This window comes from Niveispirillum sp. (genome assembly GCF_017996735.1).
Taxonomy (GTDB): Bacteria; Pseudomonadota; Alphaproteobacteria; order Azospirillales; family Azospirillaceae; genus Niveispirillum.
In genome coordinates, this window is the sequence record NZ_JAGOGJ010000014.1 from 60,397 (window position 1) to 82,068 (window position 21,672).

General features: G+C 63.8%; 19 protein-coding genes. 10 read left to right on the forward strand and 9 right to left on the reverse strand.

Features of this window, described 5'->3' with window-relative positions; translation table 11 throughout:
• Positions 1-87 precede the first annotated feature (87 nt).
• The gene (locus tag KBA48_RS07310) at positions 88-1,719 is read left to right on the forward strand and encodes a long-chain-fatty-acid--CoA ligase (RefSeq protein WP_292904720.1); all 1,632 of its coding nucleotides are present in this window, start codon (positions 88-90) and stop codon (positions 1,717-1,719) included.
• On the opposite strand, the gene KBA48_RS07315 is transcribed toward KBA48_RS07310, so the two are convergent.
• Entirely contained in the window at positions 1,687-3,153 is a 1,467-nt protein-coding gene (locus tag KBA48_RS07315; RefSeq protein WP_292904722.1) for a hypothetical protein, read from the reverse strand. The genes KBA48_RS07310 and KBA48_RS07315 overlap by 33 nt on opposite strands.
• Before the next feature lie 201 nt (positions 3,154-3,354).
• On the opposite strand from KBA48_RS07315, the gene KBA48_RS07320 reads away from it, so the two are divergent.
• Positions 3,355-4,737: a DUF2142 domain-containing protein gene (locus KBA48_RS07320; protein ID WP_292904724.1), complete on the forward strand. Its 1,383-nt coding sequence runs from the start codon at positions 3,355-3,357 to the stop codon at positions 4,735-4,737.
• Positions 4,738-4,801: 64 nt separating this feature from the next.
• Here KBA48_RS07320 and KBA48_RS07325 read toward each other — a convergent pair whose 3' ends face one another.
• Positions 4,802-7,108: a TonB-dependent receptor gene (locus KBA48_RS07325; protein WP_292904726.1), complete on the reverse strand. Its 2,307-nt coding sequence runs from the start codon at positions 7,106-7,108 to the stop codon at positions 4,802-4,804.
• A 177-nt stretch (positions 7,109-7,285) separates the two neighbouring features.
• Here KBA48_RS07325 and KBA48_RS07330 point away from each other — a divergent pair, with 177 nt between their 5' ends.
• Positions 7,286-8,737 carry an NAD-dependent succinate-semialdehyde dehydrogenase gene (locus KBA48_RS07330; protein ID WP_292904728.1) on the forward strand — a complete coding sequence of 484 codons (1,452 nt, stop codon included), beginning with the start codon at positions 7,286-7,288 and terminating at the stop codon, positions 8,735-8,737.
• 130 nt (positions 8,738-8,867) lie between these two features.
• Entirely contained in the window at positions 8,868-9,584 is a 717-nt protein-coding gene (locus KBA48_RS07335; RefSeq protein WP_292904730.1) for a GntR family transcriptional regulator, read from the forward strand.
• A gap of 18 nt (positions 9,585-9,602) precedes the next feature.
• Here the strand turns inward: KBA48_RS07335 and KBA48_RS07340 are convergent, their stop codons facing one another.
• Together KBA48_RS07340 and KBA48_RS07345 are read right to left on the reverse strand one after the other, a co-directional pair.
• Positions 9,603-9,953 (reverse strand): ArsC family reductase, encoded by a 351-nt coding sequence (locus KBA48_RS07340; RefSeq protein ID WP_292904732.1) that lies wholly within the window; start codon positions 9,951-9,953, stop codon positions 9,603-9,605.
• 67 nt (positions 9,954-10,020) lie between these two features.
• Positions 10,021-10,434, reverse strand: coding sequence for a hemerythrin domain-containing protein (locus tag KBA48_RS07345; protein ID WP_292904734.1), 414 nt, complete (start codon positions 10,432-10,434; stop codon positions 10,021-10,023).
• 149 nt (positions 10,435-10,583) lie between these two features.
• On the opposite strand from KBA48_RS07345, the gene KBA48_RS07350 reads away from it, so the two are divergent.
• Complete coding sequence (locus tag KBA48_RS07350) at positions 10,584-11,543, forward strand: alpha/beta hydrolase (protein ID WP_292904736.1); 960 nt, start codon at positions 10,584-10,586, stop codon at positions 11,541-11,543.
• Here the strand turns inward: KBA48_RS07350 and KBA48_RS07355 are convergent.
• Positions 11,518-11,802, reverse strand: a complete 285-nt coding sequence (locus tag KBA48_RS07355; protein ID WP_292904738.1) for a hypothetical protein — start codon at positions 11,800-11,802, stop codon at positions 11,518-11,520. The genes KBA48_RS07350 and KBA48_RS07355 overlap by 26 nt on opposite strands.
• Before the next feature lie 492 nt (positions 11,803-12,294).
• Here KBA48_RS07355 and KBA48_RS07360 point away from each other — a divergent pair, with 492 nt between their 5' ends.
• From KBA48_RS07360 to KBA48_RS07375, 4 genes are all read left to right on the forward strand, one after another.
• Positions 12,295-13,311, forward strand: a complete 1,017-nt coding sequence (locus tag KBA48_RS07360) for an ABC transporter substrate-binding protein (protein ID WP_292904739.1) — start codon at positions 12,295-12,297, stop codon at positions 13,309-13,311.
• A 132-nt stretch (positions 13,312-13,443) separates the two neighbouring features.
• Positions 13,444-14,202, forward strand: a complete 759-nt coding sequence (locus KBA48_RS07365) for an ABC transporter permease (protein WP_292904741.1) — start codon at positions 13,444-13,446, stop codon at positions 14,200-14,202.
• On the forward strand, positions 14,199-14,957 hold the full coding sequence (locus KBA48_RS07370; protein WP_292904743.1) for an ABC transporter ATP-binding protein: 759 nt from the start codon (positions 14,199-14,201) through the stop codon (positions 14,955-14,957). The genes KBA48_RS07365 and KBA48_RS07370 overlap by 4 nt, the downstream gene beginning before the upstream one ends.
• 89 nt (positions 14,958-15,046) lie before the next feature.
• Positions 15,047-15,868, forward strand: coding sequence for a hypothetical protein (locus KBA48_RS07375; RefSeq protein WP_292904745.1), 822 nt, complete (start codon positions 15,047-15,049; stop codon positions 15,866-15,868).
• Positions 15,869-16,021: 153 nt separating this feature from the next.
• On the opposite strand, the gene KBA48_RS07380 is transcribed toward KBA48_RS07375, so the two are convergent.
• Positions 16,022-16,261 (reverse strand): hypothetical protein, encoded by a 240-nt coding sequence (locus tag KBA48_RS07380; RefSeq protein WP_292904747.1) that lies wholly within the window; start codon positions 16,259-16,261, stop codon positions 16,022-16,024.
• A 90-nt stretch (positions 16,262-16,351) separates the two neighbouring features.
• Between KBA48_RS07380 and KBA48_RS07385 the strand changes: the two genes are divergently transcribed.
• Positions 16,352-19,033, forward strand: a complete 2,682-nt coding sequence (locus KBA48_RS07385) for a TonB-dependent receptor (protein WP_292904749.1) — start codon at positions 16,352-16,354, stop codon at positions 19,031-19,033.
• Positions 19,034-19,198: 165 nt separating this feature from the next.
• On the opposite strand, the gene lldD is transcribed toward KBA48_RS07385, so the two are convergent.
• The 3 genes from lldD to KBA48_RS07400 all read right to left on the reverse strand — a co-directional run.
• Positions 19,199-20,329, reverse strand: coding sequence for an FMN-dependent L-lactate dehydrogenase LldD (gene lldD, locus KBA48_RS07390; RefSeq protein WP_292904751.1), 1,131 nt, complete (start codon positions 20,327-20,329; stop codon positions 19,199-19,201).
• A 165-nt stretch (positions 20,330-20,494) separates the two neighbouring features.
• Positions 20,495-21,226 carry an SDR family oxidoreductase gene (locus tag KBA48_RS07395; protein ID WP_292904753.1) on the reverse strand — a complete coding sequence of 244 codons (732 nt, stop codon included), beginning with the start codon at positions 21,224-21,226 and terminating at the stop codon, positions 20,495-20,497.
• A gap of 29 nt (positions 21,227-21,255) precedes the next feature.
• The coding region (locus tag KBA48_RS07400) for an aldo/keto reductase (protein ID WP_292904755.1) at positions 21,256-21,672 on the reverse strand (417 nt) is incomplete at its 5' end.

Genomic DNA, 21,672 nt, shown 5'->3' on the forward strand with positions numbered 1-21,672 from the left:
TGTCTAATATAAGACTCAAGAAGCCGCCCTGTCCAGCCATCGGGTTGGGAATGAGGAAATGAGGGCGCGCCGCAAAGGGAGAAACGCATGTTCGGGCTGATGCAGGACTGGCCGCTGACGGTGAACCGGATCATCGATCATGCCGCGCGCTGGGACGGGCGGCGTCCTGTCGTGTCGCGGCGGGTGGAGGCGTCGGCTGATGGCGCGCTGTCCGTGACGGACCATGTCAGTCTGCGCGATCGGGCCCGGTGCCTGACCAGTGCGCTGCGCGGGCTGGGCGTTGGCCTGGGCGACCGGGTGGCGACGCTGGCCTGGAACAGTGACCGGCATCTGGAATGCTGGTTCGCCATCATGGGCATGGGTGCCGTCTGCCACACGCTGAACCCGCGCCTGTTCAAGGATCAGCTTCGTTTCATCATCAACCATGCCGGGGACCGCGTGATCCTGGCCGATCCGGTCTTCGCATCGCTGGTGGCGGACCTGCTGCCCGATTGCCCGACGGTCACGCATGTGGTGCTGCTGTGCGGGGAGGGGGATGTGGACCGCGCCCTGTTGCCAAACGCCATCGCCTATGAGGATTGGGTTGCGGCGCATGGGGATGATGGCCGGCCCTGGGGCGACTTCGATGAACGGAGGGCGGCTGCCCTTTGCTATACGTCGGGGACCACGGGCAATCCGAAGGGTGTGCTCTATTCCCACCGGTCCACCATGATCCATATGTGGATGAGCCTGCAGCCCGACGTCATGGGCCTGTCGATACAGGATGTGGCCCTGCCCATCGTGCCCATGTATCACGCCAATGCCTGGGGCATCCCGCTGTCCACGGCGGCGGTGGGCTGCAAACTGGTGCTGCCGGGATCGCGGCTGGACCCGGCCTCGCTTCTGGACCTGATCCACGGACAGGGGGTGAGTTTCGCCGCCGCTGTGCCCACCATCTGGCAGGCGATCATCCAGCATCTGGAACGGCATGGCGGGGATTTCGGGCCGTTGCGGCGTGTCATCATCGGCGGGGCCGCCTGTCCGGAGACCGTTCTCCGCCGGTTGAACGATTATGGGGTGGAGGCGCGCCATGCCTGGGGCATGACCGAAACCTCCCCCATCGGGACGCATTTCAAGCTGGTGCCCGAACTGGCGGGAGCGGGGTTCGAAGAACAGATGCCCTATCGTATCCGCCAGGGCCGCCCGCCGCTGGGCATCGACCTTGCGCTGCGCGGACAGGATGGGACCTGCCTGCCGCATGACGGGCAGCAGATGGGCCGCCTGCTGGTGCGCGGGCCGGTGGTGGCCGGCGGCTACCTGCATGGCGATGGTGGGCAGGTGCTGGACGATGAGGGCTGGTTCGATACGGGCGATATCGCCGATATTGATGGCTACGGCTATATGCGCATCGCCGACCGGGCCAAGGATGTCATCAAGTCCGGCGGGGAATGGATCAGTTCGCTGGAGATCGAGAATATCGCCTCTAGCCACCCCAAGGCGGCACTCTGCGCCGCCATCGCCGTGCCCGACCCGAAATGGGACGAACGACCCTTGCTGGTGGTGCAACTGAAACCGGAGATGGAGGCCACGGCGGCGGAATTCCTGGCGCATTTCCAGGGGCGCCTGTCGAAATGGCAGATCCCCGACGATGTGATGTTCGTGGAGGCGATGCCCCTGGGTGCGACCGGCAAGATCGACAAGAAGGTGCTACGACGCCTGGTTCTGTCCACCGGCGGCTGATGTACGGTTGGGATAGAGGGCGGCGCGGTCCTGGCTCTGCGATGCCGCCGATGGCCAGGCGATGGCATCGTCGGGCAGGTCGCGCACCTTACGGGCCAGGATGAAGGCATTGCCATAGCCGGGATTGACCGGCATCAGGGAGAAGGGACCGCGGCGATCCTCGGGATAAATCTCCATCCGGTTCACCATGCCGGCGGCCAGCACCTCGAACCCGGCCTCCGGCCCGAACAGCACCTTCAGACCCTCGTCGGAGAAACGCCAGAAATCGTTGGGCTGTTCATGCATCGGATAGGTCTGGGGGGCGGAATGAAAGACCAGCCCGCCCAGGCTCAGCGCCCGGTTGGTGGCAGCCGCCAGCAGCCAGGGATGGCTCAGATGCTCGATCACGGAAAAAGAGAAGATGGCATCGATGCCGCCCCGTCCCACCAACCGGTCGAGTTGATGGGCGTCGCCCACGACATCCACCCCCGGCCCGGCATGAATGTCGATGCCGATGAAGCGGCGTGCCTTGGGGAAATAATGGCTGCGCGTGTGGCTGGCGTCGCCCACGACGCGGGCCCCGATCTCCGCCACCGTCAGGTGCTTGGCATTCACCTCGTCCACAAAACCGCGCAGGGCCAGGAAGAAATCATTGACCTTGTCCACCTGCCCCTCGGTCCAGGGACCGGACAGCACGCCGGCGCGCGGCAGTTCCAGGGTGACCCTGGTCAGCCCGCCCTCCGTCAACAGTTCCATGCAGACCGGCTGTCCCGGACGGCTTTCCAGATAGGCCATGAAGCCGGCATCGGTGACATGGGCATAGTCGGGATAGAAATTCAGCAGGTCCGGGCGCGGGGTCAGGGTCGGGATATCGTACCGGTCCTGGCCGATGAGGATGGCCGCCTTTATTACCCGATGCTCATGACAATGGACCCAGCCCTGCAGGAAGACGCCATGCCGGTCGCACCAGAAATTGTCGATGCCATAGACCACGCGCACTTGCGGATTGACAGCGCCGTCCACCATGACCGTCTGTGCCGGCGACGGGGCGTCAGGCAGCCGGATCGGCGTCCGCGTCCCCAGCCCGACGGCGGCAGCGGCGGCTGTCAGTGAGGCGGAGGACGGTGGCTGCGGCGTCTGGTGGACGAACAGATGAAACAGTTCGCCCGCATCATGCTGGAAGGGCGGGAAGGGCAGGGCCAGGCGCGAACCATGGCCAAGGCGGGTCCACTGAGCCACCAAGACCTGCCGGATATCGCCATTGCCCGGACGCAGCAGGGTGACGATCAAGGGCAGATCAGCGGAAAGAGGCAGGGCCGTAAGGTCCAGCCGCACGATCCCCAGGTTGGGCTCCGGTGCATGGAAACGTTCGGCGATGATGAGGCCGGCCAGGGGAGAAGAACCTGTATCGCGCCACCGCTGTAACAGGGTAGCCAGTCTCGCGCCGATTGCCATGGTCCCAGCACCATCCCTGCAAAAGCATCCAATGGCTGGATGCGGGTGCGAGCGAATATGGCCAAGCCCCCCTTACGATACAAGCCCGATATCATGGGTGGACGGCCATGTGGTCTCATTGCCATCTGTGACCATCCACAGTATAAGTCCCACGCGCGGAAATCCGGATATTTATTTCAGTTGTTAAGTTAGAGGCTGGTCATGTTGCGTCGCTGGCGGGTCTTGCTTTATCTTTTTTATGCCGTTCCATTGGTGTTGTTTCTGGCGATCAATATGCCGGTCTACCTCAATGCGGATGAGACAAACCATCTGATGCGCGCCGAGACGGTGTTGGATGGTCAGTTGATCGGTACGCGCACGGCGGACGGCCGTTCCGGCGGCGAGATCGATGACAATATGCTGTCTGTGCTGCGGATACAGTGGCCGCTGCTCTCTGTGCCGGAGGCCCGCGCCACCCATGCCATCACCGATGCGGCCTGGGCGATCAAATGGGGTGGGCCGCGCACTTTTGCGGACATTCCCAACACCATCATCTATCCACCCACGCTCTATGCGCCCGTCATCGCCGGGCTCGGCTTGGGAAAGCTGCTGGATCTGTCGATTGCGCAATCCTTCGTGGTGGCGCGGCTGGCCAACGGCTTGGTGTCCATTCTGATTGCGGCTCTTGCCCTGCATCTGGCGGCGCGGGGCTGGCGCATGCTGTTCGCGGTCCTGCTGTTGCCGATGAGCCTGGCGCAGATGGCGTCGGCCTCTCAGGATGCGCTGCTGATCGCTGGTGGCGCCTTGCTGGTCGCCCTGGTGTCGCGGCCCGTGGCCCAGGAACGGCCGGCAACGAACGGGGAATTCATCTCCATGGCCGTGCTGATCACGCTGCTGTCGATGTCGCGGCCGACCAATTTTGCCTTCCTGCTGTTTCTGCTGCCGCTGGCGCCCCGTCTTGTAGGGCGTGTCTCCCTGGCCAGCGTCCTGCCCGCCATGCTGGCTCTGGTCCTGGGCTGGATATTGTGGATGGCGCTGGAGGTGCAGGTGCAGCAGGTCTGGGGCGATGTCGTGCCCTCAACGTCGGGGCAGGTTCGGCACCTGCTGGAAAACCCGCTGGATTTCTTCCGGGCACTATATGGCACCTGGACGACGGGGGCGGGCTATTGGGGCACAACGGTCATGATGCTGGGCTGGCTGGGCTGGTCGCAGTTCAACATCGTGCTGACCGGGTGGTTCTATACGGCGGCGTTATGGATGCTCGGCGGCGCCCTTCTGGGTGACATGCTGGAGGAGGGGCACCATCCGCCTCGCTTCGCCGCCCTCGCCCTGGCCGTGGTCCTGATCTCTGCGCTCGGGATCTATTTCTTGCAATATCTCACCTTCTCTGCCGTTGGCGGAGATGAGGTCACCGGTGTGCAGGGCCGTTACTTCCTGGCCCTGCTGGCGACCCTGGGGCTGGCCGTGCCGTCGCTGGCGCGCTTCCTGCCCGACCGTGTGGCGCGTCATGCCCGTGATGTGCTGACGGTGACGGTCCTGGCCTTCCCCCTGGTTACCCTGGCCCTGCTGCCGAAGATTGTCATCGCCCGTGCCGTCATGGGATAAAAAACTGCCGCCCCCAAGGAAGGGGCGGCAGGGGAGAAGGCTGATCGTCGGGATATGATCCGGGTCAGAAACCGACCCGGACAGAGGCGCCGAAATACCGTTCGGCGTCACGCGGGGTGATCTGGCGCATGAAGGCGGTGCCGTTCGGAATGCGCAGGATCACGTACTGCTTGTCCGTGATGTTCTTGGCGATCAGCGAGACACGATATTTGTCATCGTCCGACGACCAGGCCAGCACCGCATCCCAGGTGGCATAGCCCGCCTGGACCGCGTTGGGGTTCTGGTTGATGTCGAAACCCTGCTTGGAGGTAAACTGCATCGTGTTCGACAGGCTCAGATCACCATTGGGCAGGTCGACGGGCAGACGCCAGTCGGCGGTGACGGAGCCCTTCCATTTGGCGGAGAAGGGCAGCCGCTTGCCGTTGATGGCGTCGGCGCAGGTGGGTGTCGTGGTCGGGCACTTGAACGTGTCGATGCGCGCCTTGGTGTACGAGACGCCGCCGTTGAATTCCAGATCGTGGCTGGCGGCCCAGGTGAAGTCGGCCTCCAGGCCACGCGTCGACACTGAACCGGCATTGGTCAGGCGCGTCACCACCTGTCCGGCCACCAGTTCCAGATTGTTGGCCTGATACCCGTCATAGATGGTCTTGAAGGCCGCCAGGTTCAGCATCAGGCCCGCTTCGGGGAAACGGGTCTTCAGGCCGGCTTCGTAGCTGTTCGACGTTTCCTCGGAAATGGGCAGTGTGTCGGTGCCCACCATGTTGAAGAAGACGTTCAGCGCCGGACCCTTATAGCCACGGGTGTAGGTGGCGTAACCGATGATGTCGTCGGCGAAATCATACTGGATGCCGGCATTGCCGGACACGCCATCCTGCTTCGTGCTGCCATCGGCCGCGAAATAAGGCCGGACGCCGGGGAAGGCGGCGGTGGAGGTGGAACGGCGTTCGAAATCGAACGACACCTTGTCCTTGGTGTAACGCCCGCCCAGGATGGCGCGGAAATCGTCGGTGAAGTTGACCGTCGCCTGACCGAAGGCGGCGTAGTTCTTCAGCCTGGTGGTGAAATCCGCGTTGCCCTGGTTCGTGGTGAAGGTCGAGGCGCCCTGCCGGCAGGGGAGCAACCCGTTCACCGCCGCCAGGGTGGTGGCGGTACAGGCCGTGACGGTGCGGTTGAAGAAGTCCACTTCCTTCGTGGTGTAGTAATAGACGCCGGCCACATAATCGATGAAGTTCTGGCCCGTCGATGCGATGCGCAGTTCCTGTGTGAACTGGTCGAAGGACAGGTCGCCCCGGTCATGGGAGCGCACGTCGCTGGCCGCCGCGCCCGTTGCCACATAGAGCGGCGCATCGGAGCGGAAATCGCCGTCGCGCTGCTGGTAATTGTACCAGTGGCGATAGGCGGTGATGGAGGTGATGGCGGCCCCGCCCAGGTCGATATCGGCCTGCAGCGACACGCCGGAATTCTTGTCCCGCGTCTTCGGGTCCAGATCGTTGTCGATATCCTTGTTCTTCGCGCCCGGCGTCAGCGGGGCCAGCGAGGGCTTGAAGATCTGGTCCTGATAGGCGCCGGGGAAGACGGTGCCGATGCTGTCGGCATAGCCATTGTCATTGCCCCGGGCATAGTCGGCGATGGCCGTGAAGGTCACATTCTCCGTCGCGTCCAGCACCAGTTTCATGCGGGCGCCGTAACGTTCATAACCGTTGACGTCGTGGCCGTTGAACACGTTCTTGCCATTGCCGTCATAATGGCTGAAGAAGCCCGTGATCAGGCCGGCCAGCTTGTCCGACAGGGGGCCGGAGACGCCGGCCTTCAACCGGTACTCGTTGCCTTCATAATAGGAGGCCTCGGCAAAGCCCTTCGGCGTGACCGAGGGGGACCGGGTGATGATGTTCACCACGCCGGCCGACGCGTTCTTGCCGAAGATCGATCCCTGGGGCCCGCGCAGCACCTCCACCCGTTCCAGGTCCAGGAAGTCGGCCGTCTGTTGCCCGGCGCGGGCATAGACAACGCCGTCGATCACTGTCGACACCGACGGTTCCACGCCCGACGCGAAGGAGATGGTGCCCACGCCACGAATGGAGATGGCGCTGTCCTTGTTGGTGTTGCCCTTGCGGAATGTGATGGTCGGTACACGTTGGAACAGTTGCTCGGCCGAATTGATGTTGGCCTGTTCCAACTGGCTGCCGGTCACCACGCTGATGGCCACGGGCACATCCTGCAGGTTCTGCACGCGCTTTTGCGCGGTGACGATGATCTCTTCCAGAAGAAAGCCGCCATCGGCGCTGTCCTGGGCCCAGGCGGCACCGGACAGGCCGATCATCGCCAGAGCCGTGCCGGCCGCGAGCCGCGTCAGTTGCTTTCCACGCTGCATGTCATTTCCTCCCTGTTCAATTGTCGGCTCCCCTTGTTGGCGGGGTTGCTCCATTCCTACCGCATGGTCTTAGGTAAGACAAGAGTTGTATCTTATATAAGAGTTGGAATAGATACTCGTCCAGCCCGATAGAGGGGGCGCCGCGACGCCCGCCACATGGAAGAAGGAACCCCGGAAATGCCGATTTCCCACCCGCTGCTGCGTCAGCAATGCCTCATCAATGGCGTTTGGCAGGATGCCATGGACGGTGCCCGTATCGCTGTTTCCAATCCCTCAACAGGTGATGTGCTGGGGTCAATACCGCGCGGCGGCCGGGCTGAGGCCAAGGCCGCCATAGATACCGCGCACCGCGCCTTTCAGGACTGGCGGACATGGACGGCCGCTGACCGCGCCAACCTGATGATGAAGCTGCACGATGCCATCCTGGCCAACAAGGCGGACCTGGGCCGCCTGTTGACCTTGGAAATGGGCAAGCCGCTGGCCGAGGCGGTGGGAGAGGTGACGCTGGGTGCGGCCTATATCCGCTGGTTCGCGGAAGAAGCCCGGCGCGTCTATGGCGATGTCATCCCGTCGCCCTGGAAGAACCGTCGCCTGCTGGCCGTGCGGGAACCGGTGGGGGTGGTGGGGGCCATCACACCCTGGAACTTCCCCAACAGCATGATCGCGCGCAAGCTGGGCGCTGCCCTGGCCGCCGGCTGTACCATGGTGGTGAAGCCGGCGAGCCAGACCCCCTATTCGGCGCTGGCCATGGGCGTCCTGGCCCAACAGGTTGGCTTCCCCCCCGGCGTGGTGAACATTGTCACCGGTACGGCGGCAGAGATCGCGGCGGAGATGTGTGAGAATCCGCACCTCGCCAAGATCACCTTCACGGGCTCCACATCCGTGGGCAAGGCCCTGGCGGCCCAGGCCATGGCGCAGATGAAGCGGGTTTCCATGGAACTGGGCGGCAATGCACCCTTCATCGTGTTCGACGATGCCGATCTGGATGCCGCCGTGGCGGGGGCCATGCTGGCCAAGTTCCGCAATACCGGCCAGACCTGCGTCTGCGCCAACCGCATCCTGGTCCAGGCCGGCATCCATGACGCCTTTGTGGAGCGCATGGCGGCGGCCGTGTCGGCCATGAAGGTGGGTGACGGGCTGGCGGATGGGGTGGTGCAAGGCCCGCTGATCGATATGGGCGGGGTGGCTAAGATCGAGGAACATATCGCCGATGCCGTGGCCAAGGGGGCGCGGGTCGTGACCGGCGGGGGGCGGCATGCGCTGGGCGGCAGTTTCTTCCAGCCGACCCTGATCATCGGTGCCACGTCCGATATGCTGGTGGCGCGGGATGAAAGTTTCGCGCCGTTGGCGCCCGTCTTCCAGTTCGCGACGGAGGCGGATGCCCTGCGCATGGCCAACGATACCGAATATGGGCTGGCCTCTTATGTCTATACACGTGACCTGGGCCGGGCCTTCCGGATGATGGAAGGGCTGGATTATGGTCTGGTCGGTATCAATGAAGGGCTGATCACGACGGAGGTGGCGCCGTTCGGCGGGCATAAGGAATCGGGCGTCGGCGTGGAAGGCTCCCGCCACGGTATCGACGATTACACGACGCTGAAATATGCCTGCATCGGCGGACTGGGGTAAGGTCGCGATGATCGGGACCGCCCCGCGCGGTGTGCGGAGCGGTCCTCAGTCCCAAAAATCTTGAAGATTCCGTGAGAACTGTTTTATCTTATATAAGTCTCTTTCATCCAGCACAGGATGCCTCCACCGCATGGACGTCCCCGGTTACCGCCCGCTTTACCGACAGGTCTATGACATCATCGTCAACAAGGTGGCGGAGGGTGTGTGGCGGCCGGGTGAGGCCATTCCCAGCGAACATGCGCTGGCCCGCGAACTTGGCGTCAGCCAGGGGACCATGCGCAAGGTTCTGGACGCGCTGACGGCGGAAAAACTGCTGGTGCGGCACCAGGGCAAGGGGACCTTCATCGCGGAGAATACCCAGGAACGGTCCCTGTTCCGCTTCTTCCGCATGGTGCGGCCGGGCGGGGAACGGGTGACCCCGACCATGGGTGACCAGAGCGTGCGCGTACGCGTGGCGCGCGTGGCCGATCAGCAGAAGCTGGACCTGGCCAAGGGTGCCAAGGTGGTGGAGATCAACCGCGTCCGGCTTGTCGATGGCAAGCCGACGATCCGGGAAACAATCATCCTGCCCTCCCTTCTGTTCCTGAAGATCGAAGACCGGATGCCGCTACCCAACACCCTCTATTCGCTGTACCAGACCGATTTTGGCATCAACATCGTGTCGGCGAACGAGGAACTGCGCGCCGATCTGGCCACACCCGATGACCAGCGCCTGCTGGCCGCCCCGGCGGGAGCGTCGATCCTGTGCATTGACCGGTTGGCCCTGTCGTTGCAGGACCGCAAGGTCGAATGGCGCATCAGCCGTGTCTATGCCCGTGACCTGACCTATTCGGTGACGCTCAGCTAGCCCGCGCGCCGCACTCCGTCAGAACAGCGTCGCATAGATCTCCGGCTTGAAGCCGACGGTCAGCGTGCCGGCGCGGTCCAGCATGGGCCGCTTGATCATTGACGGCTGTTCCAGCATCAGGGCGATGGCCTTGTCGCGGTCCAGGCCCTGCTTCGCCTCCTCCGGCAGCTTTTTGAAGGTTGTGCCGGCGCGGTTCAGCACGGGTTCCCAGCCCAGCGCATCGACCCAGGCGGTCAGCCGCTCCCGGTCGATGCCCGCCACCTTGTAATCATGGAACTGATAGGCCACGCCCTTGGCGTCCAGCCAGTCACGGGCCTTCTTCATCGTGTCGCAGTTCTTGATGCCGTAAAGGGTGACGCTGCCCGACATGGCTCCGCTCCGTAAGGTCGAATGCTGGGGGCGGTTTAACAGGTCGGGCGGGGCAGGGCCACCCCGTTCAGGCAGCCTTGCGGGCCGCCAGTTCCTCATACCGGGCATAGAGGATCGCTTCCTCCTTGTGCCAGCGCGACTGCAAAAGCGCGCTCATCCGGCCGAAATCCAGGGCGAATTCCATGCCCGACCCACCCTCCCGGTACTTGTCGAAGAAACCCAGGATCTGGGCGCCCAAGGCCACCATCTCGTGGCTGAACTGATCGGCCGTGGCGGCGCGCAGCGGGTCCTGACGGGCGAGGCGGCGATAGTCGGGATAGAATTCCTCATCCTCCCGCCGGATATGGTCGATGAACAAAGTGCGCGCGGCCAGCAGCGTCCGCCGCCCTTCCTGTGTGCCGATGCCGTGCTGGCGCACCGGTTCCAGGATGGCCTTCAGTTCGGCATGGTCATGCTTGAGCTGGGGAACGATGCGGCTCATGGTCTTCTCCATAAGATGTATTTTTTATGCATCTTATTTCCGAATGGTTCCGGTGGCGATGTGGCGGTCTGTCGCGGCGGGGCTTGTCTGACGTGGGGTGGCCATGCATCATTGTCCACCGGTTACCAAGCAAGAATCGAGGGGCGGAAATGGCTGTATCGCGGCGGGACTGGTTGCGCGGGTCGGCATTGATGGCGGGCATGCTGGCCGCGCCGGCTGCAATGGGCACAGTGCCGACGGCAGAGAAGCTGGAAATCTGGCCCGGCGGTATCGGGCCGGGATCGAAGGGGGCCGACCTGTCGCAGAAGATGGTGGAACGCAGCCAGGACCCGTCCAGGCCCGACCGTTATATGGAAGGGATCACCCGCCCCTATCTGACCATCCATCGTCCGCTCAGGCCCGATGGCCGTGCCCTTCTGATCACGCCCGGCGGCGGGTATCAGCGGGTGGTGGTGGATAAGGAAGGTGGGGAGTTGGCGACCTTGCTGACAGCCCAAGGGTTCACCATCTTTGTGCTGACCTATCGCCTGCCGGGGGAGGCGCCGCAGCATGGCCCCACGGTGGCCTTGCAGGATGCGCAACGCGCCATGCGCCTGATCCGCCAGCGCGCAAAATCGTTCCGTATCGATGGCGACCGTCTGGGCATCATGGGTTTTTCCGCCGGCGGCCATGTTGCGGCGACGCTGGGCACCAAATTCGACGAGGTCGTGTATCACCCCGTCGATGCGGCCGACGGGCTGTCGGCGCGACCGGGGAAACTGGCCCTGATCTATCCCGTCATCGACATGGGTGGCGCCGCCCATGCAGGATCGCGCGACCGTATGCTGGGTCCCAACCCGTCGCAGGTGGAGGTGGAACGGTTCTCCGCCGATCGCAACGTCACGGCGGCGACCCCGTTCACCTTCCTGCTGCATGCCTGTGACGACATGGCGGTGCCGGTGGAAAACAGCCTGCTATTCCACGCCGCTTGTCGCAAGGCGGGGGTGGAGGTGGAGATGCATCTTTATGCCAGAGGTGGCCATGGCTTCGGCCACGGTCCCCGGATCGCGGCCGAAAACCCGCTGCGACGCTGGCCGGAACTGTTTACGGAGTGGTACGGGCGCGGGTAACGGCCTCTCCCGCATTATCGGGTTTCAGGCCCCAGGAACGGAAGACCTCCCCCCGGCTGTCCTGACGGCGGCTGGCGGGACGGATTTCGTTTTCGCGCCGGCGGGCGGCCTTTTCAACGGCGGCCACGCTGTGGAAGTGCTTTCCATCCAGGCTGGAAAACAGCGGATGGGCGGAAAAGAAGCGGAAACCCTGGCCATCGGCCACGGCAAGGCCGGCTGCATGCCGGCTGGTTTCGATGCTGAATGCCTGGTTCGTCATGTCAATAAACTCCCGTCGCGACGAAACAACGTTGTCGCGCTGTACAATGGTCATGTGCGGTGGATGAAGCGGGTCGAACCCGCGTCAACAGCCCCGCATAGGGCCGCTGGTGGGAGAGGTCATCTGTTTTGAAAACAGGGTATGGATTCCCATTTCGCCCTTCCTCCACAATGGTTTGAACCAAACCACGAAGGGACTTCGTGGCGCTTTAGCGGTTGATGTCGCGGCGCAAGCTGCTGTTCGTCAAATTCCCGCGGGTCCTGTGGTGGACCAGACCGGACCTTGCGGCCTGTGGATAGAGTTGGTGATCCGAAGGCCACTGTCAAGTGATAATCTGTGCAGATTTTGTCGTGAGCAATTTCACATATCACACATGATGATTGTTGTTTTTCCAAAATCACATTTCCCATTGACGAAATCCGATGGATGTAAAACCTTTGGCGTCGACGGCGGGTGACCCGCCGACCCCGATGCCCCGAAGGAGGCCGCTTCATGTCGCTTACCCGTTTCGCCGCCCGCCTTGTTGCTGCCACCGTGCTAACGGGTCTGGCCGCTATTGGTTCCGTCCAGGCTGCCGACCCCGTGGTGGTTCGTGCCGGCTATATCCCCGTGCTGGGGGCCGCGCAGGCCTTTGTCATCGATAACCAGGGCTGGGATCTGGAAAACGGCTTCGACCTGCAGCTCAAGCAGTTCGACAGCGGCCCGAATGCCATCCAGGCCGTCGCGTCCGGCACGCTGGATGCCTATATCGCCGGGGTGGCCCCGGTGGTCGTTGCGCGGGGCAAGGGGGTCGGCATCAAGGTTGTCGCTTCCACCGCCGTGGAGGAACTGGTGGTTGCTGCCGGCCCCGATCTGGCCAAGACGGCCGGTTCCCCGGCCCAGGCCATCGAGGCCCTGTCCAAGAAGCTGGGCCGCCCGCTGAAGCTGGCCACGCAGCCGGCCGGGTCGGTGCCCAACACCTTCCTGCAATATTGGTTGTGGGAAGTGGCCAAGGTCGACAAGCAGTATGTGGAACTGGTGCCGCAGGGCATCGACGCCACGCAGCAGGCCCTGCTGGTCGGTGCCGTCGATGGCGCCATCATCCGCGAACCGGCCCTGACCATCATCACCGGCCGCAACAAGGATGTGAAGGTTCTGGCCTATGGTCAGGACATCCTGAAGAACCAGCCGGGCAATGTCATCGCCCTGACTGATGATTTCACGTCCAAGCACCCGGACATCGCCCAGAAGCTGGTCGAACTGACCGCCCGGGCCACCGACGTGCTGAAGAAGGACAAGAAGGTGGCCGTGGCCGCCATCGAATCCGCTATCGGCAAGGGTCTTGTTCCGGCTGCCATCATCGAACAGGCCCTGTCATCGCCGGCGGTGAAGTTCAACACCGACCCGGCCAGCATCCTGAAGGAAACCGCCCTGGTGCAGGATTATCAGGTGAAGCTGGGCACCGTGAAGGAAGCCACGCCGGTGGAGCAGATTTTCGACCTGTCCTATTACCAGAAGCTCAAGAAGTAACATCGGGCCGCTGACGGCCAAGGCATTGACGGGCGGCACGGTTGCGTAAAACAACCTTGCCGTCCGTCATGTTTTTGTGTGGAATTCATCCCGCGCGCTCCGCGCTTCCGTGCAATTTTACGGTCAATCCCCATGGCCCGTCCGCGTATCCTGCGCCTTTCCCTGTCGCTGCTTGGCGTCGTGCTGTTTTTCGCCCTGTGGGAGGCGTTGCCGCGATTGGGGCTGGTGAAGCCCATGCTGCTGCCGGCGCCCAGCGAAATTCCCGCCACCTTCTGGCGGGAATTGACATCCGGGGCCTGGGCCGACGCCGTGCTGCAAAGCCTGCGACACTATCTGTCGGGTTTGGTGCTGGGGTCGGCCATGGGCGTAGCGCTGGGCGTGGCGACGGGCATGTCGCGCACGCTGGAGGATATGACCAACTGGATCGTCCGCCTGCTGCGCCCCATTCCGGGGCTGGCCTGGGTCCCGTTCGCGATCATCTGGTTCGGCGTGTCCTCCACGGCGGCGAACTTCATCATCATCGTCGGCGTCTTCTGGATCAATTACTTCGCTGCCCTGGGCGCGGTGCAGGCCGTGGATCGCGACCTGATCGAACTGGCCAATGCCTTTGGCCATCGCTCTCCCCTGGCCAAGCTGGTGAAGGTGATCCTGCCGGCGTCGGTCCAGCCGATCATGGCGGGCCTGCGCACCGGCCTGGGCCAGGCCTGGATGGCGGTGGTGGCGGCGGAGCTGTTCGGCGTGGCCGGGCTGGGGCAGCGCATGATGCAGGCCTCGTCACTGCTGGCCACCGACGTGGTGGTCGTCTACATGATCACCATGGCCGTGCTTTATGGCGTGGTCGATATGGCCTTCGTTGCCCTGCGTGACCGTCTGCTGGCGTGGAAAGCATGATTTCGATCAAGGATCTGACGCTGTCCTTCGACAGTGATCGCGGCCGTACCATCGTGCTGAAGGATTTCCATCTCGACATCGCGGATGGGGAATTCGTGGCCGTTGTGGGCGCGTCGGGTGTGGGCAAATCCACGTTGCTGCGGGTTATCGCCGGTCTGGTGAAGCCGTCATCGGGCACCGTGACCCGCGACAGCCCCGAAACGCCGGGCCGCCGCCCCTATGCCATGGTGTTCCAGGATGCGCGCCTGCTGCCCTGGCGCCGGGTGGTGAAGAATGTCGAATTCGGGCTGGAGGGGCTGGGCCTGGACAAGGCGACCAGACGCCGCCGCGCGCTGGACGCCCTGGATCTGGTGGGGCTGGCCGACAAAGCCGACCGCTGGCCGCACCAATTGTCGGGTGGGCAGCGTCAGCGTGTGGCCATTGCCCGCGCACTGGCCGTCGATCCCGACCTGTTGATGATGGATGAACCGTTCGGCGCGCTGGACGCCATCACGCGCCAGGGCCTGCAGGACGAACTGGTCGACCTGTGGCAGCGCACGGGCAAGACCATCCTGTTCGTCACCCATGATATCGACGAGGCCGTGTATCTGGCCGACCGGGTCGTGCTGCTGGCCGGCAGCCCTGCCGGCGTGCGGTCTGCGGACCGTATCGATGGGCCGCGCCCCCGCCATCGTGACGATATGGTGGCGCGCGAAACCGCCAATGCCATCCGGGGCCGCCTGTCCGATACGGTAGAGGCGGGCGAGGGGATTTAAAAATTACGCGACAGCAAGTCGCTTAACATCCCGTGGAAGGAATGACGCCGCCATCCGGCGTCGCCGTTCATTCCTTCGCGGAGGTTTCCATGGCGTCCCGGCCCGCTTCTGTCGGCACCCTTTCGCCCACCCGTCAAAATGCCCAGCACGGCCCCACGACGGCGCAGAATATCGCCGTCGGCCATGTCGGCCTGCCGCCGCCGCTGGCCGAAGGTATCGATCACCTGAACTGGCTGGACATGATTGCCGACCAGGGATCACCCGCGGACAATGGCGACAACAGCGCCGCCGACCGACCGACCATCACCAGCAGCGAAACGGTGAAGACCGATACCGGCATCACCACCAGCATCGCCTTTGATGACGGCTCGACCCTGGTGGTGGAACGGACCCGCACGGACGATAGCGTTTCCACCAGCACCACCCGCACCGATGCCGATGGCGCGGTTTCGGTGGTGACAAAGCAGGTCACGCATCCGGACGACAATACGGTCCAGACCGTGGTGACCAGCGACAAGGGCACGACCACCACCACGATCGCCCTGGACAGTAACACCCGCACCGTGGATACCGTCACGGCCGATGGCGACCATGCCACCTTTGTCCAGACCAGCGGAATCGACGGGCTGGTCGGTCAATATACGCTGATCCAGGCTGACGGGGATTCAGGCACGCTGGATTATTCCGTGCTGAATGAGGGGGACACCAGAACGCTGACGGTAGAGGGCACGACGGCCGACGGTCTGTTGGTGGACAGTGTCGTAGTGATCGATATCGACAGCCGCGTCGTCACCATCACCGACCATCAGGGCGACGTGGCCACATACAGCCTGCAGAATTTCCACCATCAGGTCCTGGATCACGGCCTGATCGGCATCATCGCCGATGTGGATACGGGTTACTTCGGGTGAACAAATTTCCGCGCATCCCGTTGGCGTATTTTTCCTAACATAGGCCAGCCTTGACCGTGACTGGTGGGCACGCCGCCCATTGATCAGGCGGTCCGGCGTGCCCCTCGGGGCGTCTTTTGGCTGGCTAAGGGTGGCAGGTTGCCCCTCCGGGCTTCACTTCCACGCATTGATCAGGGCCAGCGCCATCTCGCGCTTGGCCCTGTCGTCGTTCGGGGCTGTGGGAACGTCTGGGGCAGAGTCGACCGCTCCCCGCCCGTCCTGAGCCGGAATCTCCTCTTCCATGCCCGGCGCGTTCAGCAGCGCCTTATGGCTTTCAGAGTGGCGTATCGCGCCGCCAAGGATTTCCGCTATCGCCATGCCGGCCGGTCTGAACGCATAAAAAATCCGTTGCATGGAATTTCATCCCGTGTCACTGATATTTCAGACAACAGGCGCTGGCATTTCGATGAGCAAGGCGGCCGGCAGAGGGAGAGGAAAGTCATAATGAAGCGTGTGTTGAAGGGTATTGCCCAGGGTGTCGCATGCTGTGCGCTGCTGCAGGCGGCGGTCGGCCCCGTTTGGGCGCAGGGAACCCCGGCGGGGGCGGATACGCTGGAAGAAATCGTCGTTACGGGCATCAAGCGGTCGCTGCAGCTTTCGACCGACATCAAGCGTAACGCCATCGGCGTGGTGGACAGCATCGCCAGCGAGGATCTGGGCAAGCTGCCGGATCAGAATGTGGCGGAATCGCTGCAGCGCATCACCGGCGTGTCGATCGACCGCAATCGCGGTGACGGCCAGTTCATTTCCGTGCGCGGCCTGGGGCCGCAGTTCAACACCGTCACGCTGAACGGACGCACGCTGGCCACGGAGAATGTCGGCCGCGAGTTCAGCTTTGACGTGTTGCCGTCCGAATTGATCTCCGGCGCCGATGTCTATAAAAGCCCGAGCGCCAATATCAACGGCGCCTCCATCGGCGCTACGGTCAATATCCGCACGGTGCGGCCGCTGGATCAGAAGGAACTGGTCATCGCCGGCACGGCGCGCGGCATCTACAACAAGCTGGCCGACAGTACCGATCCGTCGCTGTCGGGTATCGTCAGTTGGCGCAATGAAGATGCCAATTTCGGTGTGGCGCTGGTTGCCTCCTATGAGGATCGCGACACCCGCAATGACGAATTCGACATCGGCGCCGGCCATGTGAAGCGCGGCAACGTCTCCACCAACGATTACTGGTATGGCCGCACCGCGGCCGGCATCGGCAGCTTCAGCGGCGTGGACATGCCGTCCAACCTGTCGCCCTTCTTCTACCAGACCTCGCGTGAGCGTCTGGGCCTGAACGGCACGGTGCAGTATAAGCCGACCGAAAACCTGACCATGACCGTCGACGGTTTCTATTCGAAGATGGATCAGATCGACCGGTCGACGGGTCTCGCCTACGATTTCTCGTCGGGCACCCTGACGGAACAGGTGGTGAATAACGGCTCGGCCGTCTTCCAGAAGATCGTGGGCGGCACGGTGGACGAGATCGTCACCTATACGCCGCGCCTGACCGAGACCTATCTGGTCGGCTTCAACACCGCCTGGGAGAAGGAGGCGTTCAAGCTGAATTTTGACGCCTCGATGTCGGAAGCCACGCGCAAGGGCAAGGAAGACAGCATCTTCTCCACCATCCGGCGCACCGGCATGACGATGACCTATGATCGTCGCGGTGGTAACCCGATCTATGATTACGGCTTCTCCTCGCCCACCATCCCCAATGTGGCGACCGACCTCAGCCATGTTGGCGCCCATTACAATCTGTGGGGCGGTTCGGACTACAAGGACGAGACGCAGGAATACAAGCTGGATGGCGTCTGGGATCCGGGTGATGGCATCTCCATCTCCGCCGGTGTGGCCCATCAGCAGCGCACCAAGACGGTGGACGCCATTGGTCAGCCGGGTTCCGTGGCCTGCGCCTATTGCGGTGGGGCAGTGCTGCTGCCCTCTTCGCTGTTCACCGCGACGGACATGAATTTCTTCGCCAAGTACAAGAGCAACAACATCGTCCGCGACTGGGTCACCTATGACCCGCGTGAGATGGTGGCCCATCTGCTGGCGCGTCCGGAAGGCACCTATACCGTTCCCGTCGCCGATCCCGCCGCCAGTTCCCGGGTCCGGGAAAAGGTGACGCTGGGTTACCTGATGTTCGACCTGAAGACGGAAATCGGCGGCCTGCCGCTGGCGGTCAATACCGGCGTGCGCATCGAGGACACGAAGTTCACCAGCGCCGGCGCCGCCCAGAGCGTCGTCAGCGCCAAGCCCAACGGTCTGGGCCAGAACATCATCGTCCTGTCGGGTATCCAGCCGATCAGCTTCTCGGGCAATTACACCGACGTGCTGCCGTCGCTGAACGCCAAGCTGGACCTGTCCGACGATGTGGTGGCCCGCTTCGCGGCGTCCCGCGTCATGACCCGCCCGACCCTGTCGGACCTGTCGCCGGCCCAGTCGATCCTGTCCAATCCGGGCAACGAGCAGATCACCCGCGGCAATCCCGACCTGGAACCGTTCCGCGCCTCTCAGCTTGAACTGGGTCTGGAATGGTATTTCGACCGGCTGTCCATGCTGTCGGCCGCCGTCTTCTACAAAAACATCGACAGCTTTGTGGCCAAGGCGACGACGCCGCAGAAGGTCGATGAGGTGGTGTTCCAGGTCACCCAGCCCACCAATGGGGAGGGCGCGACGGTCAAGGGCCTGGAAGTCGGCTATCGTCAGGTGTTCGACATGCTGCCCGAGCCGTTCGACGGGCTGGGTACCCAGGCCAGCTTCACCTATGTGGAAAGCAACGCCAACTACACCAATGCGGTCAATGGCGTGTCCTATGGCCTGCAGGGCCTGTCGAAATATTCCTACAGCCTTGTCGGGTTCTATGAAAAGGACGGGGTGCAACTGCGCCTGGCCTATACCTGGCGCGACAAGTTCCTGCAGGTGGCATCCGGCCGTAACGGCGATCCGGAATATTTCGACGCCTATGGGCAGTTGGATGCCAGCGCTTCCTACGACGTGACGGAGAATGTCGCGGTGACCGTCGAAGCGCTGAACTTGACCGACGAGAACGAGTTCATCTACTCCACCACGCCCGACCGGACCAAGGAATACCGCACCACCGGCCGCCGCTACGCGGCTGGCGTGCGGGTCCGGTTCTAAGCGTTTACCCCTCCCATGTACTGAAACCCCCTTCCCGGAAACGGGTTGGGGGTTCTTTTTTTGGGGCGTGGCCAGCAGGGCATGGGGCCGGTAAAGAAATCGGGCCGCCGTTGCTGTAACGGCGGCCCGATGGCAGGCGGGAATAAAGTGGGGGCAGGGGGAGTGTCAGGCCAGGATCGACCGGTCGATCTCTGTGATCTTCCGCACGCCGGTCAGGGCCATGGCGACGCGCATTTCCCTGGCCATCAGGTCCAGAAGCTGCGCCACCCCTGCCTCGCCCCCCGCCGCCAGGGCATAGAGCCAGGCACGGCCCAGCAGCACACCCCTGGCGCCCAGGGCCAGCATGCGCACCACGTCCAGGCCGGAGCGCACGCCGCCATCGGCCAGCACGGTCAGGCGGTCACCCACGGCCTCGGCAATGGCGGGCAGGGCCCAGGCCGACGACAGCACACCGTCAAGCTGCCGTCCGCCATGGTTGGAAACGACAATGCCGTCGGCCCCGATATCGGCGGCCGCCCGCGCATCATCGGGGTCCAGGATGCCCTTGATGATCAGCGGACCGTCCCAGCCCTGGCGGATCCAGTCCAGATCGGCCCAGCCGATGGACGGATCGAAATTGGCGCCCAGCCAGCCCATATAATCATTCATGCCGCTTTTGGCACCCAGCACCGGGGCCAGGTTGCCCAGCCGGTGCGGGCGGCCGTTCATCCCCACATCCCACGCCCAGCCCGGCTTGAACATGGCCTGGACGACCCGGCGCAGCGGCGCATGGGGGCCGGACATGCCGGAATGGGCGTCCCGGTAACGGGCGCCGGGCACGGGCATATCGACCGTGAAGACCAGGGCCTTGGCACCCTGTTCCCTGGCGGTGGCCAGCAATTCACGCATGAAGCCGCGATCGCGGATGACATAGAGCTGGAACCAGTGTGGCCCGCCGCTGTTCCCCGCCACCTCTGCCATCGAACAGATGGAAACGGTGGACAGGCAGAAAGGCAGGCCGGCCTTGTTGGCGGCCCGCGCCGCCTGCACCTCGCCCCGCCGCCGGAACATGCCGGAAATGCCGACAGGTCCCAGGGCCACGGGCATGGCCATGGTCTGGCCGAACAGGGTGGTCTGCAAGGTGATGTCGGCGACGTCGCGCAACACACGCTGGCGCAGCGCGATGCCGGCCAGGTCGGCGACGTTGCGGCGCAGCGTCTCCTCCGCATAGGCGCCGCCATCGGCATAGTCGAACAGGAATCGCGGGAGGCGGCGTCTCGCCGCCTCCCGGAAATCGGTGGTGGAGGAGATGATCATGGCCGCGGCCGCTCCCGCTTATACCGGATGCCGATGAGTGGGCCTCATCGGCATCCGGTTCGGCAGCGACTGCTGCCGCGCGCCTCGTGGCGCGTAGCCAAAGCCCACGCCTGTGGGCGCTGGCGATTGAGGCCCGGCGATCGGTACGATCACCGGGAAATGGCATCAGGCGTTGGACCAGCCGCCATCGATGATATTGACGGTCCCCGTCGTGTAGGAGGAGAGATCGGAGGCGAGATAGAGCGCCAGTTCCGCGATCTCTTCCGGCCGGCCGATGCGGCCCATGGGCTGACGCGCCACGAAGGCGGCCCGTGCGGCGTCCGCATCGCCCGTGGCCGCCAGCCGTTCATCCAGCGAGGGCGACTGTACCGTGCCGGGGCAGATGGCATTGCACCGGATGCCCTTGTCCACGAAATCCACGGCCACCGATTTGGTCAGGCCGACCAGGGCGGCCTTGGTCACGCCATAGGCATACCGGTTGGCCACGCCCAGAACCGTTCCCGCCACCGACGACATGTTGACGATGGAACCGCCGCCCCGCGCGATCATGCCGGGCAGGAAGGCCCGGATCATGCGGTGGGCCGCCTTGACATTAAGGTCGAAGGAGAAATCCAGGTCCTTGTCCTCTGTGCTGGCCAGCGTGCCGGCATGCACATAGCCCGCGCAGTTGAACAGCACGTCGATCCCGCCGATGTCATCGGCAAGCGCACGGATGGCGTCGCCGTCCAGCAGGTTCAGCCGGCGGGTCTCCATACCCGACAGCGTGGCCAGCGTGTCGGCATTGATGTCGATGGCGAAGACTTTGGCCCCTTCGCGGGCGAAAAGCTCGGCACTGGCGCGGCCGATCCCCTGGCCGGCGGCCGTGACGACGGCAATCTTGCCTTCAAGGCGTCCCATGGTGGGTTTCCTTATGAAATGGGTGTTGATCAGGCGGGAACCGGCGCGTCGGCGCGCAGCAGCCCCTGTTGTTTCAGGTCGGCCCACAGGGCGGCCGGGATGGGGTGGCGGCTCAGGCTGACGGCCTGTTCCACCTGCCGGGGGGAATTCATGCCCGGAATGACGCTGGCCACCACCGGATGGGCCAGCGGGAATTGCAGGGCCGCCGCTGCCAGCGGCACGCCATGGGCGTCGCACACCGCCTCGATGGCGGCGACACGGGCCACGATCTCCGGCGGGGCCGGCTGGTACAGGTAGTTGAAAGGGCCGGGACCCTTCACCCCGGTGGCCAGGATGCCGGAATTGTAGGGTCCGCCGACGACGATGGAGACACCGCGCCGGGCGCACAGCGGCAGGAACGTGTCCAGCGGCGAGTGGTCCAGCAGCGTATAGCGGCCGGCCAGCAG